This window comes from Caulobacter sp. 1776, assembly GCF_040545685.1.
In the GTDB taxonomy this organism is placed as follows: domain Bacteria; phylum Pseudomonadota; class Alphaproteobacteria; order Caulobacterales; family Caulobacteraceae; genus Caulobacter.
In genome coordinates, this window is record NZ_JBEPMI010000004.1 from 457983 (window position 1) to 474696 (window position 16714).

Sequence of the window (16714 nt, forward strand, 5' to 3'; positions counted from 1 at the left end):
ACACAGGTGGACGCTGAGTCCCGGGAAGGTCTGGACGATCCATGCATACGCAGAGAGTTCTCGTGACGGGCGGCGCGGGCTTCGTCGGCTCGCATCTTTGCGACCGGCTTCTGGAGACCGGCGCCGAGGTGCTGTGCGTCGACAACTACTACACTGGCTCGCGCCAGAACGTGGCCCAGAACCTTGCCAATCCGCGCTTTGAGCTGCTGCGCCACGATGTGACCATGCCGCTCTATGTCGAGGTCGACCAGATCTACAACCTGGCCTGCCCGGCCAGCCCGATTCACTACCAGTTCGACCCGGTGCAGACGACCAAGACCAGCGTCCACGGGGCCATCAATATGTTGGGCCTGGCCAAACGGGTGAAGGCCAAGATCCTGCAGGCCTCGACCTCGGAGGTGTACGGCGATCCGACCATCCACCCGCAGGTCGAAAGCTACTGGGGCAACGTCAATCCGATCGGCATCCGCTCGTGTTACGACGAAGGCAAGCGCTGCGCCGAAACCCTGTTCTTCGACTACTGGCGCCAGCACAGGCTGCGCATCAAGGTGGCGCGGATCTTCAACACCTATGGCCCCCGCATGCACCCCAATGACGGGCGGGTGGTGTCGAACTTCATCGTCCAGGCCCTGAAGGGTGAGGACATCACGCTCTATGGCGACGGCAATCAGACGCGATCGTTCTGCTACGTCGACGACCTGGTCGACGGCCTGATGCGGCTGATGAACACCGGCGACGATGTCACCGGCCCGATCAACCTGGGCAATCCGGTCGAGTTCACGATGAAACAGCTAGCCGAGCTGGTGCTGGAGCTGACCGGCGCCAAGTCGGCGATCGTCCACCGCCCCCTGCCCTCGGACGACCCGCGCCAACGCCAGCCGGACATCACCCTGGCCAAGCAGCACCTGGATTGGACGCCGACCGCGCCGCTGAAGGTCGGGCTGATGAAGACGATCGAGTATTTCGACGGCCTGTTGAAGGCGGCCTAGCGGCTCTCGAACAGCTTCAGGTCCGACTCTGGACCATCGCTGCGACCGCCGAACCAGCCCATCCAGAAGTGGGCGTAGTCGCGCAGCATGTCGCGCGGCACGAAGAGGCCGTGCTGATAGGGCGTGTCCACTCCGATCACCAGCTTTGGATCGGGCTTGTCCTCGTACCAAGTGCCAAACAGGCGGTCCCAGATCGGAGCGATGGCGAAGTGGCCGGTCGGGCGGCTCATGTCCAGCTTGTGGTGAGCCCGGTGATGGTTCGGCGACTGGATCAGCCAGCGCCCGACCCAGCCCCAGTCGGAGTCGATCTTGCCATGGACCAGCAGGCCGATGGCGATGACCAGCACGTTGACGTAGATCATCACGTCTGTCGGCGCGCCCAGCACGGCCAGGGGCAGGTTGACGATGAAGATCGCCGTGAAGGTCGCCGGATGCTGGCGCACGGAGGTCACTACGCCGAAGTCCTCGGCCGAGTGGTGATAGCGATGCAGCGGCCAGAAGAACTTCGTGTGGTCCGTCCGGTGGGTCCAGTAGTCGAAGAAGCTGTAGATGGCGAAGTAGAGCGGTAGCTGCAGCGCGAACGGCAGCGGCGGTGGCCCCAGGTTCACGCCCGTGGCGGTCCTGATCGCCTCGTGAATCCAGGCGCCGGAAATCATCGACACGCCCAGCATCATCACGCGGCCGACGATGTCGAGCACATGGCCTTGGCCCAGCACGAAGACCGCCAGGTCGGTGTTCAGCGACCGGGTGCGGGCGAACAGCAGCTGGCGCAGCGAGCTCTGTTCCCACCCCACCGTCACGCACTCGATCCACAGCGCGGTCGGCAGCAGCAGGAAGATCAGGAAGACGTTATTCAGATGGTCGTGGACCGAGGCCGTGTGCAGGGTCTTGCCCAGCAAGGTCAGGGTCAGTTCGGCGGGGATCAGCCTCAGCGCCAGCCACCAGGCCGCGAGCGCGACGACGACATAGGCCACGAAGCCGGCGACCAGCACCGCTCGGGCCAAGCCGCGCGACCGGGGCGTCTCGACGCCGATCTCGGCGGCCGCATGCAGCGCTGCAGGTTTCAAGTCGTCCCGCTCCCTTGGGATTTCAGGCCGCCATCAATGCCCCAGCGCCGTTAAAACTTGGTGTGGCGCGGCAAGTCGCGGGCGACAGCCACGACGCTAAACATTCCGACAGCGCGAACGGCTGACCCGCGGCACATAGCTTGTCCCGATCAACGCTCCAGCCTAACAGCCCCGCCATGACGCGTTCCGCGCCCCTCCTTGCTCTGCTGCTGGCCGCCTCGGCGCCGGTTTTGGTCCACGCTCAGGAGGTCGAGGCGATCTCGGTCTGGGGCCGCCGCGCCAATGACCTGGGCCGCGCGACCTCGGCCAGCGAAGGCCGCATCGCCTATGCCGACTTCGCCGTGCGTCCACTGCTGCGCCCAGGCGAACTGATCGAGGCCGTGCCGGGTCTGGCCGCCACCCAGCACTCGGGCGCCGGCAAGGCCAACCAATACTTCCTGCGCGGCTTCAACCTGGACCACGGTACGGATCTCTCGGCCTCGCTGGACGGCGTGCCGTTGAACCTTCCCAGCCACGGGCATGGCCAAGGCTATCTGGACCTCAATATTCTGACGCCCGAATTCGTCCACGACATCGCCTTCAAGAAGGGCCCCTACGCCGCCGAAAATGGCGACTTCGCCACCGCCGGCGCGGTGGCGTTCGAGACCGCTGACCACCTGCATGGCGATGGCCTGCAGGCTTGGGCTGGCGAGAACGACGATTATCGCGCGGTCGGCGCCAAGGCCCTGAGCGCCAATGTCATGATCGCCGCCGATGTCTCGACCGCGCGCGGCGCGTGGTCGACGCCAGAGGACCTCAAGAAGATCAACCTGCTGGGCCGCGCCCTGGTCCGCGGCTGGTCGGTCACCGCCCTGGGCTATGACGCCGCCTGGACCGCCACCGACCAGATCCCCCGCCGCGCCGTCGAGGCTGGGACGCTGGGCCGCCTCGACGCGGTCGATGCGACCGACGGCGGCGAGACCTCGCGCTACATCCTGTCGGCCCGTCGGCGCGACCTGCTGCGCGGCCTGGACGCCGTGGTCTACGTCCAGCGCTACAGGCTCGATCTCTATTCGAACTTCACCTACTTCCTCGACGATCCCGTCAACGGCGACCAGTTCGAGCAGGTCGACCAGCGCTGGATCTACGGCGGTTCGCTGACCAAGCGCTGGCGCGCCGCCGACGATTGGAGCTTCCGAACCGGCGTCTCGGCCCGGGTCGACGACATCGGCAAGATCGGTCTCTACCGCACCACCGCCCGCGTCCGCCGCGAGACGGTGCGCCAGGACGCCCTGACCGAGTGGTCGTCGGCGGTGTGGGGCGAGGCCGCCAAGCGCTTCGGCAAACTCGACGCCACCCTTGGCTTGCGCGCCGACGCCATGGGCGCGAACGTCTCGGCCCGCGATCCGCGCAACAGCGGCAAGGTCAGCGACATCCTATTGAGCCCCAAGTTCGCCCTGGCCTGGCGGCTATCCAGGACCTTCGAACTCTACGCCGACGCCGGGCGCGGCTTTCATTCCAACGATGCGCGGGGGGCGGTGATCACGGTCGATCCCGCTACCGGCGATCCGGCCGAGCGCGCGCCGCTGTTGTCATCATCGGACGGGGCCGAAGCAGGTCTGCGCTGGCGGCGCGACGGACTGACCGTGACGGCGGCCGCCTGGGCTCTGCGCGTCGACTCCGAGCTCGTCTATGTCGGTGACGCCGGCTTCACCGAGGCCAGCGGCGCGACGAAGCGGGCGGGGGTCGAACTGCTTGCCGACTGGCGGCCGAGCGCCCGCCTGAACCTCACGGCTGCTTACGCCGCCACGCGCGCCCGCTTCGCCGGCGATCCGCCTGAGGGCGATCGCATCCCCAACGCCGTCGGGTCGGTGCTGAGCGCCGGCGCCAGTTGGAAGCTGAGCCAAGCCTCAACGGTGTCGTTGACCTGGCGCCGCCTGGGCGCCGCGCCGCTGATCGAGGACAATTCCGTGCGCTCTAGGCCGACCAGCCTGGTCAATGCGCTCTTCGTCCAGGATTTCGGCCGGGCCAGTCTGATGATCGAGGTTTTGAACCTGACCAACAGTCGGCGGGACGACATCGCCTATTTCTACGCCTCGCGCCTGCGGGGCGAGCCGTCCGGCGGGATCGAAGACGTCCATTTCCACCCGGTCGAACCTCGCGCCGTCCGAGCGGGCATGAAGATTAATTTCTGACAAATCCGCGAAAATGGGATGATTTCCTCCTCGCCCCTCGCCAAGGTCCCGGCGGGGTTTTTGTCAGGGTTCTGAGCTGAGGGGCTGTCGAACTTGTCCAAGCGTTCTATCCGTTATGCCGTGGCCGGCGTCATCGCGGCCGCGCTCGCCGCTCCGCTCTTCGTTTCCAGCGCTCACGCCGACGCCATCAAGCAGACCAAGGCGCCGTTCGAGGACAAGTTCCGCCAGCTGGAAGGCGAGGACTGGCCCACACCGACCGACTATCGCAACGCCTCGGGAGCGCCGGGCTATCGCTATTGGCAGCAGAAGGTCGACTACGACATCACCGCCAAGCTGGACGAGCCCACCAAGTCGATCATCGGCCGGGAAACGGTCGTCTATCGCAACAACTCACCGGACGATCTGCCGTACCTGTGGCTGATGCTGGACCAGAACGATTTCAAGCGGTCGTCGATCAGCCACATGACCGAGACCGTCTCGGGCGACGGCATCACCCTGGGGCAGGTTCGCCGCGCCAAGCGCTTCCAGGATTGGGAAGGCGGTATGACCATCAAGTCGGTCAAGGACGCGCAAGGCCGGCCGCTGAAGTTCACCGTCGTCGACACCATGCTGCGCATCGACCTGCCGGCGGCCGTGAAGAGCGACGGCGGCGAGACGAAATTCTCGATCGAATGGTCCTTCCCCATGGTCGAGACCAAGCTGATCGGCGGACGCAGCGGCTATGAGTGCTTCACCGCCAAGGGCGACGACGGCAACTGCATCTTCGAGGTCGCCCAGTGGTTCCCGCGCCTGGCCGTCTATTCGGACTACGAGGGCTGGCACAACAAGACCTTCCTGTCGGGCGGCGAGTTCACGCTCGAGTTCGGCGACTACAACGTCGCCCTGACCGTGCCGAACGACCACGTCCTGTCGGCCACCGGCGAGCTGCAGAATGCCGCCCAGGTGCTGACCGCCGCCCAGCGCGAACGCCTGGCCAAGGCCCGCACATCGAGCGAGCCGGTCTATGTCGTGACCCCGCAGGAAGCCGTCGCCGCCGAGGCCGGCAAGCCTACCGGCGAAAAGACCTGGGTGTTCAAGGCCGCCAATGTCCGCGACTTCGGCTGGGCCACCTCGCGCAAGTTCGCTTGGGACGCCATGGGCGTGCATCAGGCCGATCCGAGCGCCAAGTATCCGCTGGTCATGGCCATGTCGTTCTTCCCCAAGGAAGCGCGACCGCTGTGGGATGCCTATTCGACCAAGGCCATCGCCCAGACGATCAAGGTCTATTCCAGCTTCACCTTCCCATACCCCTACCCGATCGCCCAATCGGTGAACGGCCCGCAGGGCGGGATGGAATATCCGATGATCAGCTTCAACGGCCCCCGGCCGGTGAAGGACAAGAAGACCGGCGCCCTCACCTATACCGACCGCGCCAAGTACGGCCTGATCGGCGTGGTGATCCACGAGGTGGGCCACAACTACTTCCCGATGATCGTCAATTCCGACGAGCGCCAGTGGACCTGGATGGACGAGGGCCTGAACAGCTTCCTCGAATTCCAGGCCGAGAAGCAGTGGGACAAGAAGTTCCCCTCGCGCCGCGGCGAGCCCAAGGACATCGTCGAGTACATGGTCAGCCAGGACCAGGTGCCGCTGATGACCCAGTCGGACTCGGTGCTGCAGTTCGGTCCGAACGGCTATTCCAAGCCCGCCACCGCGCTCGTGATCCTGCGCGAGACGGTCATGGGCCGCGAGCTGTTCGATCGAGCCTTCAAGGAATACGCGAACCGCTGGCGCTTCAAGCACCCGACCCCGTATGACTTCTTCCGCACCATGGAAGAATCCTCGGGCATCGATCTCGACTGGTTCTGGCGCGGCTGGTTCTACTCGACCGACCACGTCGACATCGCGCTGGACAAGGTCACCCAGGGTCGCCTGGACAGCGGCGATCCCGACGTCGAGGCCGCCGCCCGCAAGGCCGAAAAGGCCAAGGAGCCGGGCTCGCTGACCGCCGCGCGCAATACCGACCCGACCGTGATCGACCGCGATCCCAAGGTCCGCGACTTCTACGACCAGACCGACGAGTTCACGGTCACCGAAGGCGCCAAGAAACGCGCCAAGACGGCGCGTGAGGACCTAACGCCGGAAGAAGCCGCCGCCCAGGACGTGAAGGACAACTTCTATCGCTTCACCTTCCGCAACATCGGCGGACTGGTGATGCCGGTGATCCTGAAGCTGGACTACGCCGATGGCGCGACCGAGACGATCCGCATCCCGGCCGAGATTTGGCGCAAGAATTCCAAGCAGGTCACCTGGCAGTACGTCTCGACCAAGCAGGTCAAGGGCGCCGAGATCGACCCGTTGTGGGAAACCGCCGACGCCGACCGGTCGAACAACGTCTTCGACGGCGTCATCGCCCCGACGACGCTGAAGATCACCAAGCCGCCGGAAGTCGGGTCCAACCGCATGAAGGACGCCAACCTGAAGGTCGATCCCGACAGCCTGGCCACCCAGCCGTCGACCGAAGCGAAGAAGGACGAAGGTCCGAAGTGATCCGAAGCCCGGCCGCCCCTTGGTTCTGGGGCATGATCGCGGCGGCGAGCCTCGCGCTCGCCCCGCTCCCGGCGGCGGCCCATCGTGGCCACGGCGCGCTAAGCGTCGTGGAGATCAACGCCAAGACCGGAGCGATCGCGGTCAGTCATCGCATCCCGGCGCACGACGCCGAGCCCGCTTTGGCGGTGATCGCGCCCGACGCCCAGGCCAGCCTCGACGATCCCGAAGCGATCGAGGCGCTGAAGGCCTACATGCTCAAGCAGTTCTGCGTGGCGGTGGACGGCAAGATCGTCGAGTTGACCCTGAAGAACCTGACGCTCGGCGCGGACGAAGTGCGCTTCGACTATGTCGGCAAGATCGCGCCCGCCGACGCCGCCGCCCTGGTGGGGATCAAGGCGGCGATGTTTTCGGACGTCTACAGCGACGAGGTGAACCAGGTGAACATCCGCCGGTTCGGCGTCACCCGCACTCTGGTCTTCACCGGCGCCGAGTCCGTGGTGGGCCAGTATCTGGATCCGATCGAGCCGACTAAACCCTGAGGTGACAAACGTCACCTCAGGAGCCTGACGCCCGGCACTGCAACGCTTCGAGTCGATCCGGCAGTTTCCTCGCCAACAGAGGAGACTTCCCATGACCTTCCCGACCCGCCGCGTCGCCCTGCTGGCCGCCACGGGCCTGGCCGCGATCGGCGCCAACGCCTTCGCCCAGACGACGACACCCTCCGCGCCTCCGGCCAAGAAGGAGCAGAACACTCAGGTCCAGGGCGTGACCATCACCGCTCCGTCGGGCCAGGAGATCAAATCCTCGATCGACCGCCGCAGCTATAGCCTGGGCAAGGATCTGCAGGCCACGACCGGCTCGGTCGCCGACATGTTGCGCGGCGTGCCCTCGGTGCAGGTCGACGTGCAGGGCAATGTCAGCCTGCGCGGCGACAGCAATGTCACCATCATGATCGACGGCAAGCCGTCGGGCATGTTCAAGGGCGAGAACCGCGGCCAGGTGCTGCAGCAGATCCCGGCCGCCAACTTCGAGCGCGTCGAGGTGATGACCAACCCATCGGCCGCCTTCAGCCCCGAGGGCACGGCCGGGATCATCAACCTGATCACCAAGCAGCAGCGCGGCTTCGGCACAACCGGTTCGGTCCGCGCCAATGTCGGCACCGAGGGTCGCAAGAACGCCAGCGTCAGCCTGGCCCGCAACACCAAGACCCTCACCCTCTCGGCCGACGCGGGCTGGCGGCGCGACAAGGCCAAGGGCCAGATCGTCGACGACCGCTCGCGCCTGGACGCCGCCTCCGGCCGCTACGCCGACAGCCATCAGAAGATCGGCTTCGTCAGCCGGGGTCAGTCGCACAACGCCCGCGCCAGCGTAGACTACGATCTCGACAAGCAGACCCGCCTCAGCGCCGAGGCCCGCTACAACGACATGGAATACGACACCAAGGCGGGCTCGGCCTATGAGGGCAAGAACACGAGCGGCGCGCCGGTCGTCCGCTATCAGCGCCGTAGCGACGGCGAGATGAAGCGTTCGGTGGCCGGCCTATCGGGCGACCTGCGCCGCAAGTTCTCCGGCGACGAACACGAGTTCACGGTCCACACCAGTGTCGAGCGCACCCGTGACCGCCAGCTGACCTTGTCCGACGCCTTCACCCAGCTGCCGACGGTTTCGAACTATGTCGAGAACGTCCGCATTGGCGATGAGCTCGTCCAGACCCGCCTGAAGGCCGAGTACAAGCGCCCCATGCCCGGCGGCGCCAAACTGGTCGCTGGCTACGAACTGCAGATCGACGACAACGACTACGACAACTACGGCGCCCGGGGCCCGACCTCGAGCGGCCTGGCGGTCGATCCGGCCCTGACCAACCAGTTCCGTTACGACCAGGCGGTGCACGCCCTCTACGCCACCTACAACCGTCCGATGGGCGACTGGACCGTGATGCCGGGCCTACGCGTCGAGGAGGTCAAGATCGACACCAACCAGGTCACCTCGAACCTGAAGGACGGCTACGACTACCTGCGTTTCTACCCGTCGCTGCACGTGCAGTACCGCGTCGACGACACCCGCCAGATCAACGCCAGCTATAGCCGCCGCATCCAGCGCCCGACGGCCCAGGATCTGAACCCCTACCGGATCTACCAGGACCCCTACAGCTACCGGCAGGGGGACCCGCGCCTGAAGCCGCAGGTGACGGACTCGTTCGAGGTCGCCTACCAGCTGCGCAAGGGCTTCAACTACTACCTGGGCACCCTTTACTTCCGGGAAGCCAAGGACGGCGTCACCGACGTCGTGCGCGACATCGGCAACGGCGTGCTGCTGACGACCAAGGCCAACCTGGCCAAGAGCCGCAGCGGCGGCCTGGAGCTGGTCGCCAACGCCAAGCTGACGCCCAAGGTCTCATATACGATCAGCGGCAACGCGGCCTGGAACGAGATCGGCGCCACCGACCTCGGCTTTCCCGAGAGCCGATCCACCTGGACCCTCTCGGGCTACGCCGCCCTGAACGTCCAGGCCACGCCCAAGGACTTCCTGCAGATCAGCGGCTTCGCCACCGGCAAGCGCCTGACCCCGCAGGGTTACAAGGAGCCGACCGGCATGCTGCTGCTGGGCTATCGCCACAAGTTCAACGACCGCCTGTCTGGCGTGGTGACGGTGCAGGACGCGCTGAAAACCTTCGGCGACAAGCTGGTCATCGACACGCCGGCCTTGAAGGACCGCCGCGCCATGGACCTGGACCTGCGGGCCGTGTTCATCGGCTTCACCTACGGCTTCGGCGGAAAGGGCGTTCCCAACCCCCGTCGCCCGCGCGAACCGGCTTTCGACTTCCAGACCAACCCGGGTGGTGTCGGGCCGATGTAATCCGACGCGCATAAACCCTACGACGGCGTCGCGGTCATCGCCTTGAAGGCGAAGGCCGCGACGCTTTTTCAACTCGCCCTTGCCAAATTGCGGCGCCTTTTTGTCCGAGGCGCGTTCTGCGAGTCGACGCTCATACGTCGCAGGATGAAATGCGCAGGTTTCGGTTCGAGGTCGTCTCGCCTGAACACTTCCCCGATCCGGAAGGCGTACTCCTGCGCAATCTCGACGAGGCCAAACGCGAGGCCTGGCGGCTAGGCGCGGCGCTTGTTCGAGACTACCCGGAAGCCTTCGACAAGCCGGGCCCTTGGCTGATGCTCGTCCTCGACGAGGCCGGCCACATGATCGCCGAGGTCGAGCTAGGGCCGCGGACGCGATCGGCTCCTCGCCTCGCCGGCCCGCAGCTCACGCCGCTCCAGGCGGGGAAGCGCCTTGGGCCTTGGACCTTCAGCGGCGGCCAGCTTTATCTGAGCCAGAGACCGGGCAAGAAGGACCGATAGTGTGTCCAGATCGTCGCGCGAGAAGCCGGCGAACACGGTCTCGTGCGTGGGCGCGAGGCCAGCTAGGATCGTTTCGACCAGCATTCGGCCGCTCGGGGTCAGGTCGACCACGACGAGGCGTCGATCCTGCGCCGGCGTCTTGCGATCCACGTAGCCAGCGCTCACCAAGCCGTCGATCGTCCGGGTCAGGGTCGTGCGGTCGGCGCCGATCACCGCGGCTAGCGCGCTCATCGAGGAGAGCCCCTCCTTGAACAGCGCGTCCAGCACCATCCATTGACCGAAGACGACGCCATACGCGTTCAGCCGGTCGCCGACCAGCTGACGGCGGGCCTGTTCGGTCTGAAAGAGCAATCGGTTCAGATCATCGATATCGAGCGGCAAAGGCGGCTTCCGGGGGTCCCTAGTAGACCTTCAACGCAAAAGCCTCGCCTTCAGATGACAGCGTTCCGCGAGTTTCTTAACCACGTTGCAACGGCGCCATAGGTCTAGGTCTGAGCCGAAATCTCCAACCGCGCGATTTGGCCATCGTTCAGGGCGATCGCCAGAGGCGCGGCCTGGAAGCCCGGCACGAGGTTGAAGACGCGCGGAACGGCCAGCGGCTCGAAGTCGTGGTCGGCGCTCTTCACCAAGATCCGCCCACCCTTTCGAGCAACCACGAAGCGCCGTGCGTCCGGTTGGGACGTCGCCTCATCCCGCCGGGCGATCAGCGGCATGATCAGGCGTGCGCTCCGTCCCTCACCTAGGCCCGAAACGCGGGCGGTCACGGACAGGCCTTCGGGCGTCAGGTCGTAGATCAACGCGTAGGCCACGGCGGGATCGAGGCCCTTGCCTTCAGGCGTCAACAAGCGGCCACGCGAGACGACGCGGACCCGCTGGCCGTCGCTCTCGACGGTCATCTCGGCGGTGAGATCGGCCAGGCTGGTGAAGGCCTCTTTGTCCTGCGTTACCTCGATGCGCGGCGTCAGCGGCTGGTGCGTGGCGTCGATCGGCGCCTGCTGGTTGGTGATCTCGACGGCCTTGTAGCGGGTCATGCTGGCCGTCAGCACCGGCCCCAACGCCTGGTGATACAGCAGCGATAGCGCTCCGCCTGACGCGTGGCCGCCGCCCGCCGGCGCCATATAGTCGAAGTCGTAGTCGGTGAAGGTGGCTCGCCACGGTCCGACGGACGCCAGGTGGGTTCCGATCTCCGAAAAGGACTTCAGGCCATAGGCGACGTCCCTAGGCAGGGCCGCGGGTGCGATGGGCGTCGGTTTGGCGAGATCGATCACCGTCGCCAGCGCCTTGGCGTGGCTGAAGGTGTGATGGATGCAGGGCCTATAGCCGTGATCGCGGTAGTGCGGACCGCCATACAGCAGGCCATCGTGTGTGCAGGCCGCCAACTGGGCCAGGTTGCGCGCCGCGACCTCGGCGAAGCGCGGGTCGTGATCGGCCAGCAGGCGGTAGGCCGGATGGCAGCCGTCGCTGGTGCGGCTGCCCCACCAGGTCCACTTGAAGTTTCGGGTCCCCCAACTGTTGTCCCAGCCACCGTCCGGCAGCATGAACTCCATGTGGGCGCGCAGGCTGGCCACCGTCTGGTCGAGGACCGCCTTGTCGCCCGTCCGCAGCGCGTACATCGCCAGAGCTGGCAGGGATTCTTCGACATTGTAGCCGAGATCGACCGGCGGCCGGCCTTTCGGGCTGCGTCCTCGCTGGGGATGGCCCTCGCCGAACAGGAGATTGTTCGGGGTGAAGTAGTCGAGGCAGGCGTGAGCGAAGTCGCGCGCGCGGGTCTCATAGTCGCTTCGCCCGAACACCTCGGCGCCCAGCGAGAAGGCGTAGGCCGCCGAGACCGGATAGTTGATGTTGCCGGTGTCCATTTTCATGTACCCCGTCAGGAAATTGTAAGCCGCCGCCAGTCGGGCGCGCCAGGCGTCCCGTGTCTGCGCGTCCAGCAAGTCGCCGTGATGCAGAAGGGTCTCGGCCAGGGCGGTGGCGCGGAAGACGCTGGTGCCTTTCCAATCGTTGAGGAAGACATCGTTGACCCAGCCGCCGTCAGGCCGGCTGACATTGCGCTCGCTCCAGTCTTGAGCCGCCTTGGCCGCCTGGACGTATCGCGGGTCACCGCTGGTGCGGGCCATGCGCATGAGCGGATAGACCGTGTCGGCGATGCGGCCGTGGATCATGCCACAGCCCGGGCAAAGGAAACCGCCATTGGCGTTCTGCCAAACCAATCCCGACACTTGCTGCCCCAGCAAGCCGTCGCACCAGATCTTCAGCAAGCTCGCATAGGATTGAAGGTCCGCGCCAACCGGACTGGCGGTCGAGGCTCCGGCCAATGACGGCGCCAGACCCACCGCCGCCGAAAGGCCCAGCACACCGCGGCGGGACATCGCGCCCAGCTCGTTCGTCATTGACCGTCCTCCCCAGCCGCTTCCTCGGGCGACAATGAGCATGAGGAGAGATTTTGGCTAGACCAATTTACGCAAACCCTACAGCTTGATCAGGCCAATTTGGTCATACCAATATGAGGCCCCTCCTGCACAAGATCCAACTATGCCCGACACCAAGGTCTGGAAAGTTGGCTCAAGACGTTCTGGCCTTGCGGTCGCCTTGATCCTTGCGCGGATCACCCGCCGATGACGCGCCAGCCCACGCCCGCGATCACCAGCCATCCGAGCAGCAGGCTGCCCGCGAAATTCCGAACCAGCCAAACCCTGGCCTTGTTCAACGCCACCATGAAACGCCCCTCAAACAACTGAAGCTTAGGCTGCCCGGTGATTCTATCCACAGGCAAGCTCGCGCAACGGGGGAATGTGCATCTTCACAGAACTGACGCGAAACACCTCGGGGCCTTCGTCGGCATCAAGCCAAATCCTGTATCAGTCGATAGCGCCTTTGGCTTAGACCGCGCCCTCGGCCCTCTCTACCGTGATCATCAACAAGCGGCCTCCCGGGACGACCCGAGACGAGCGCCGCCGCTCGGAGAGGACTTCATGAGCCGAATGTCGCCGACGGAAATGGCCCGCCAGCTCGGCGGCGGTCTGCTGTCGTTCCCCGTCACCCATTTCGACGACCAGCACCAGTTCCTGGAAACGCCCTATCGCGAACACTGCGGCTGGATGCTGGAACGTGAGCTGGCCGGCCTGTTCGCCGCCGGCGGCACGGGCGAGTTCTTCTCGCTGCGCCCCGAGGAGGTCGGCCAGGTCGTTCGCGCCGCCGTCGCCGAGACCAACGGCAAGATCCCGGTCATCGCCGGCTGCGGCTACGGCACGGCCATCGCCACCGACCTGGCGCGCGACGCCGAGGCGGCCGGCGCCGACGGCGTGCTGCTGCTGCCGCCCTACCTGACCAACGCCACGCAAGAAGGCCTCGCCGGTCACATCGAGGCGGTCTGCAAGTCCACCAAGCTGGGCGTCATCGTCTACAATCGCGACAATGCGATCATCAACGAGGACACGCTCGAGAAGCTGTGCGAGCGCAACGCCAACCTGGTCGGCTTCAAGGATGGCGTGGGCGACCTGGAGCTGATGATGCGAGTCTATGCTCGCATGGGCGATCGCCTGACCTATATCGGCGGCCTGCCGACGGCCGAGACCTTCGCCCTGCCCTATCTGGAGATGGGCGTGACGACCTATTCGTCGGCCATCTTCAACTTCATGCCCGAGTGGGCCCTGTCGTTCTACAAGGCCGTGCGCGCCCGCGACCGCGACACGGTAATGGCGGGCCTGCGCGACTTCGTGCTGCCCTACATCACCCTGCGCAATCGCGGCAAAGGCTACGCCGTGTCGATCGTCAAGGCCGGCATGAAGGCCATCGGCCGCGACGCTGGCCCGGTGCGCCTGCCCCTGACCGAGCTGAGCTCGGCCGAGTTCGCCGAGCTGCAGGGCCTGATCGCCCGCGCGCAGCCTGGCGACCAGCGCCGCGCCGTCAACGGCTAGCGAAAAGGGGTCGATGCGCGCCGTGCATCGACCCTTCCACGCCTCACGATGAATGCCTTCACACCCCTGCCCGGCAAGAAGACGCTGGCGATCGGTCCCAACGAACGTCTAGCGTCGCGCCTCCACGGTGTTGTGAACGGGCGCTTTCCAATGTTCGAGCTGAGCCAGCTACGCTGCTTCGTCGCCACCGCCGAAGAGCTGCACTTCGGTCGCGCCGCCCAGCGACTAAACATGACCCAGCCGCCGTTGAGCCGGCAGGTCCAGCTGCTGGAGCGCATCCTCGGCGTCACCCTACTGGACCGCACCAGCCGTTCGGTGCGTCTGACCCCCGCCGGCCGCGCCTTCCTACTGGAGGCTCGCCGTATCCTGCGTCTGGCCGAGAGCGCCGCCCTGGCCACCCGCCGCATCGCCAGCGGCGAGGCCGGCCAGATCGCCATCGGCTTCACGGCGGCCTCGGGCTATAACTTCCTGCCGCAGCTGGTGATCCTGTCGAAGGCCCGGCTGCCCAACGCCGACCTGACTCTGCGCGAGATGGTCACCCGCGAGCAGGTCGAGGCTCTGCTGACCGGCCGCATCGATATCGGTCTGGTCCGCCCGCCGATGGAGCGGGCCGAATTCGCCACCGCCCGCGTGCTGTCCGAGCCCTTGGTCGCGGCCTTGCCGACCGGCGACGCGCGGCTGGCCAAGGCGTCCCTGACCCTGGCCGACTTCGACGGCCAACCGCTGATCATGTATTCGCCCGAGGGCGCGGGCTATTTCTACAACATGCTGACGACGCTGTTCGACGCCAATGGCGTGTCCCCGAACTATGTCCAGCACGTCACCCAGATCCACTCGATGCTGGCCCTGGTCCATGCCGGCCTGGGCGCGGCGATCGTGCCCGAGGCGGCCATGAGCCTGCATTTCGACGACGTTCAGTTCCGGCCGGTAGCGACCACGCCCGACCGGCCCGTCGAACTCTACATGGCCTGGCGCAAGGACAACGAGAGTCCGATCCTGCAGGCCTTCATCGACCTATGCCTAGCCGAGGCCTCGCCGACGGAGCCCGGCGAGCGCTGACGCGCCACGTCCCTCCCTCGGCGGGTCCGGCCCAACGACGACAAGACTGGGAGAGACGCCATGACCCTCGATCGCCGCGCCGTGCTGGCGGGAACCCTGGCGGCCGCCGCGGTCCCGCGCGTGAACGCGGCCGGGCGCGCCGCCCCGGTGGCGACGACGACGGCCGGCCGAGTGCGCGGCGCCGAGGTCGACGGGATCAAGATCTTCAAGGGCGTTCGCTATGGCGCCGACACTTCGTCGCGCCGCTTCCAGCCGGCCCAGGCCGCCCAGCCCTGGAGGGGGATCGCCGACGCCCTCGCCTACGGCGCGGCCAGCCCCCAGACCAAGGCCGACGAAGCAACCAGCGAGGACTGCCTGTTCCTGAACGTCTGGACGCCGAACCTCGCCGACGGAGGCAAGCGGCCGGTGATGGTCTACGTCCACGGCGGCGCCCATGCGAACGGCTCGGGCTCCAGTCCGCTGTACGACGGGACTTGGCTGGCCAAGACCCATGACGTCGTGGTGGTGACCGTGAACCACCGCTTGAACTGCTTTGGCTACGCCTATCTGGCGCGGCTGGGCGGACCCGAGCTGGCCGACAGCGGCAATGTCGGCAATCTCGACCTGATCCTGGCCTTGCAATGGGTGCGCGACAACATCGCCGCGTTCGGCGGCGATCCCGGCAACGTCATGACGTTCGGCCAGTCGGGCGGCGGCGGCAAGCTCGTGACTCTGATGGCCATGCCCCGCGCCGCCGGCCTCTATCACAAGGTCGCGACGATGAGCGGCCAGCACGTCACCGCCATGGGCCCGTTCCACGCCACGGTCCGCGCCCGCGCCTTCATGGAAAAGCTGGGCCTGAAGCCCGACCAGACCGAGGCGCTGAAGACCCTTCCGGCCGCTCAGCTGGTCGAGGCGTTAAAGATGCGCGATCCGCTGGAGCGCAAGGGCAACATCGTCTTCTGGTCGGTGCTCGACCATGGGGTTCTGTCCCGCCACCCGTTCTATCCAGACGCGCCGCGCGAAAGCGGCCATATCCCAATGATCATCGGCAACACCCACGACGAGACCAAGGCCTTCCTGGGCGGCGATCCCAAGAACTTCGCCCTGACATGGGACGAGCTGCCCAAGCGGATGGAAGGCGAGCTGGTGCTCGACATGTCGCCGGAATATGTGATCGCCCGCTATCGCCAGCTCTATCCGAACTACAGCCCTTCGGACGTGTTCTTCGCCGCGACGACGGCAGGGCGCTCGTGGCCAGGACACCTGATCCAGGCCGAACGGCGAGCCGAGATCGGCGCGCCGGCCTGGATGTATCAGCTGGATTTCGGGGCCCAAACCGATCCGAGGATGGGCGCCTATCACAGCTACGACATCGCCCTGGTGTTCGGCACGCTGGACGCCAAGGGTTCGATGACCGGGACTGGGCCGGCGGCCCAGAAGGTCCGCGACCAGATGAGCGCGGCCTTCGTCGCGTTCGCGCGCACGGGCGATCCGAACTGCGCGGCGATCCCGGCGTGGGAGAAGTACACTTTGCCCCGTCGGCCGACCCTGGTGATCAACGAGACGTCGGCGATGGTGGACGATCCGCGCAAGGAGGAGCGCGAGCTGTTTTCCGTGGCGCCGTTCCTGAAGGAAGGGACCTAG

General features: G+C 66.1%; 12 protein-coding genes and 1 pseudogene. 9 read left to right on the forward strand and 4 right to left on the reverse strand.

What is annotated here, in order from left to right:
- Positions 1 to 41 precede the first annotated feature (41 nt).
- Entirely contained in the window at positions 42 to 989 is a 948-nt protein-coding gene (locus ABIC66_RS13520) for a UDP-glucuronic acid decarboxylase family protein (protein WP_354070800.1), read from the forward strand.
- On the opposite strand, the gene ABIC66_RS13525 is transcribed toward ABIC66_RS13520, so the two are convergent.
- Complete coding sequence (locus ABIC66_RS13525) at positions 986 to 2056, reverse strand: sterol desaturase family protein (RefSeq protein WP_354070801.1); 1071 nt, start codon at positions 2054 to 2056, stop codon at positions 986 to 988. The two genes, ABIC66_RS13520 and ABIC66_RS13525, sit on opposite strands and share 4 nt — an antisense overlap.
- 176 nt (positions 2057 to 2232) lie before the next feature.
- Here ABIC66_RS13525 and ABIC66_RS13530 point away from each other — a divergent pair, with 176 nt between their 5' ends.
- The 5 genes and pseudogenes from ABIC66_RS13530 to ABIC66_RS24225 form a co-directional block, all read left to right on the forward strand.
- Positions 2233 to 4230 (forward strand): TonB-dependent receptor, encoded by a 1998-nt coding sequence (locus tag ABIC66_RS13530; RefSeq protein WP_354070802.1) that lies wholly within the window; start codon positions 2233 to 2235, stop codon positions 4228 to 4230.
- A gap of 84 nt (positions 4231 to 4314) precedes the next feature.
- Positions 4315 to 6759: a M1 family metallopeptidase gene (locus tag ABIC66_RS13535; protein WP_354070849.1), complete on the forward strand. Its 2445-nt coding sequence runs from the start codon at positions 4315 to 4317 to the stop codon at positions 6757 to 6759.
- Positions 6756 to 7298, forward strand: a complete 543-nt coding sequence (locus ABIC66_RS13540) for a DUF6702 family protein (protein WP_354070803.1) — start codon at positions 6756 to 6758, stop codon at positions 7296 to 7298. Before ABIC66_RS13535 ends, ABIC66_RS13540 begins: the two co-directional genes overlap by 4 nt.
- A gap of 91 nt (positions 7299 to 7389) precedes the next feature.
- Positions 7390 to 9615 carry a TonB-dependent receptor domain-containing protein gene (locus tag ABIC66_RS13545; RefSeq protein WP_354070804.1) on the forward strand — a complete coding sequence of 742 codons (2226 nt, stop codon included), beginning with the start codon at positions 7390 to 7392 and terminating at the stop codon, positions 9613 to 9615.
- Positions 9616 to 9764: 149 nt separating this feature from the next.
- Positions 9765 to 9962: pseudogene (locus tag ABIC66_RS24225) on the forward strand (DUF6894 family protein); the annotation flags it as partial.
- Between the two features lie 9 nt (positions 9963 to 9971).
- Here the strand turns inward: ABIC66_RS24225 and ABIC66_RS13550 are convergent.
- The 3 genes from ABIC66_RS13550 to ABIC66_RS13560 all read right to left on the reverse strand — a co-directional run bounded on the left by ABIC66_RS13550 (position 9972) and on the right by ABIC66_RS13560 (position 12879).
- Positions 9972 to 10493, reverse strand: coding sequence for a MarR family winged helix-turn-helix transcriptional regulator (locus ABIC66_RS13550; protein ID WP_354070805.1), 522 nt, complete (start codon positions 10491 to 10493; stop codon positions 9972 to 9974).
- A gap of 104 nt (positions 10494 to 10597) precedes the next feature.
- Complete coding sequence (locus tag ABIC66_RS13555) at positions 10598 to 12502, reverse strand: ulvan lysase-like protein (RefSeq protein WP_354070806.1); 1905 nt, start codon at positions 12500 to 12502, stop codon at positions 10598 to 10600.
- Positions 12503 to 12717: 215 nt separating this feature from the next.
- On the reverse strand, positions 12718 to 12879 hold the full coding sequence (locus tag ABIC66_RS13560) for a hypothetical protein (RefSeq protein ID WP_354070807.1): 162 nt from the start codon (positions 12877 to 12879) through the stop codon (positions 12718 to 12720).
- Between the two features lie 205 nt (positions 12880 to 13084).
- On the opposite strand from ABIC66_RS13560, the gene kdgD reads away from it, so the two are divergent.
- From kdgD to ABIC66_RS13575, 3 genes are all read left to right on the forward strand, one after another.
- Complete coding sequence (gene kdgD, locus ABIC66_RS13565; protein ID WP_354070808.1) at positions 13085 to 14029, forward strand: 5-dehydro-4-deoxyglucarate dehydratase; 945 nt, start codon at positions 13085 to 13087, stop codon at positions 14027 to 14029.
- Positions 14030 to 14179: 150 nt separating this feature from the next.
- A complete protein-coding gene (locus ABIC66_RS13570) occupies positions 14180 to 15088 on the forward strand; it encodes a LysR substrate-binding domain-containing protein (protein WP_354070809.1) in 909 nt (302 codons plus the stop codon).
- Between the two features lie 60 nt (positions 15089 to 15148).
- A complete protein-coding gene (locus ABIC66_RS13575; RefSeq protein WP_354070810.1) occupies positions 15149 to 16714 on the forward strand; it encodes a carboxylesterase/lipase family protein in 1566 nt (521 codons plus the stop codon).

Excerpts from the sequence above, each read along its gene's own strand:
- ABIC66_RS13520 (WP_354070800.1), top strand. The coding sequence starts at position 42 with ATGCATACGCAGAGAGTTCTCGTGACGGGCGGCGCGGGCTTCGTCGGC.
- ABIC66_RS13530 (WP_354070802.1), top strand. The coding sequence starts at position 2,233 with ATGACGCGTTCCGCGCCCCTCCTTGCTCTGCTGCTGGCCGCCTCGGCG.
- ABIC66_RS13545 (WP_354070804.1), top strand. The coding sequence starts at position 7,390 with ATGACCTTCCCGACCCGCCGCGTCGCCCTGCTGGCCGCCACGGGCCTG.
- ABIC66_RS13555 (WP_354070806.1), bottom strand. The coding sequence starts at position 12,502 with ATGACGAACGAGCTGGGCGCGATGTCCCGCCGCGGTGTGCTGGGCCTT.
- kdgD (WP_354070808.1), top strand. The coding sequence starts at position 13,085 with ATGAGCCGAATGTCGCCGACGGAAATGGCCCGCCAGCTCGGCGGCGGT.
- ABIC66_RS13570 (WP_354070809.1), top strand. The coding sequence starts at position 14,180 with ATGTTCGAGCTGAGCCAGCTACGCTGCTTCGTCGCCACCGCCGAAGAG.
- ABIC66_RS13575 (WP_354070810.1), top strand. The coding sequence starts at position 15,149 with ATGACCCTCGATCGCCGCGCCGTGCTGGCGGGAACCCTGGCGGCCGCC.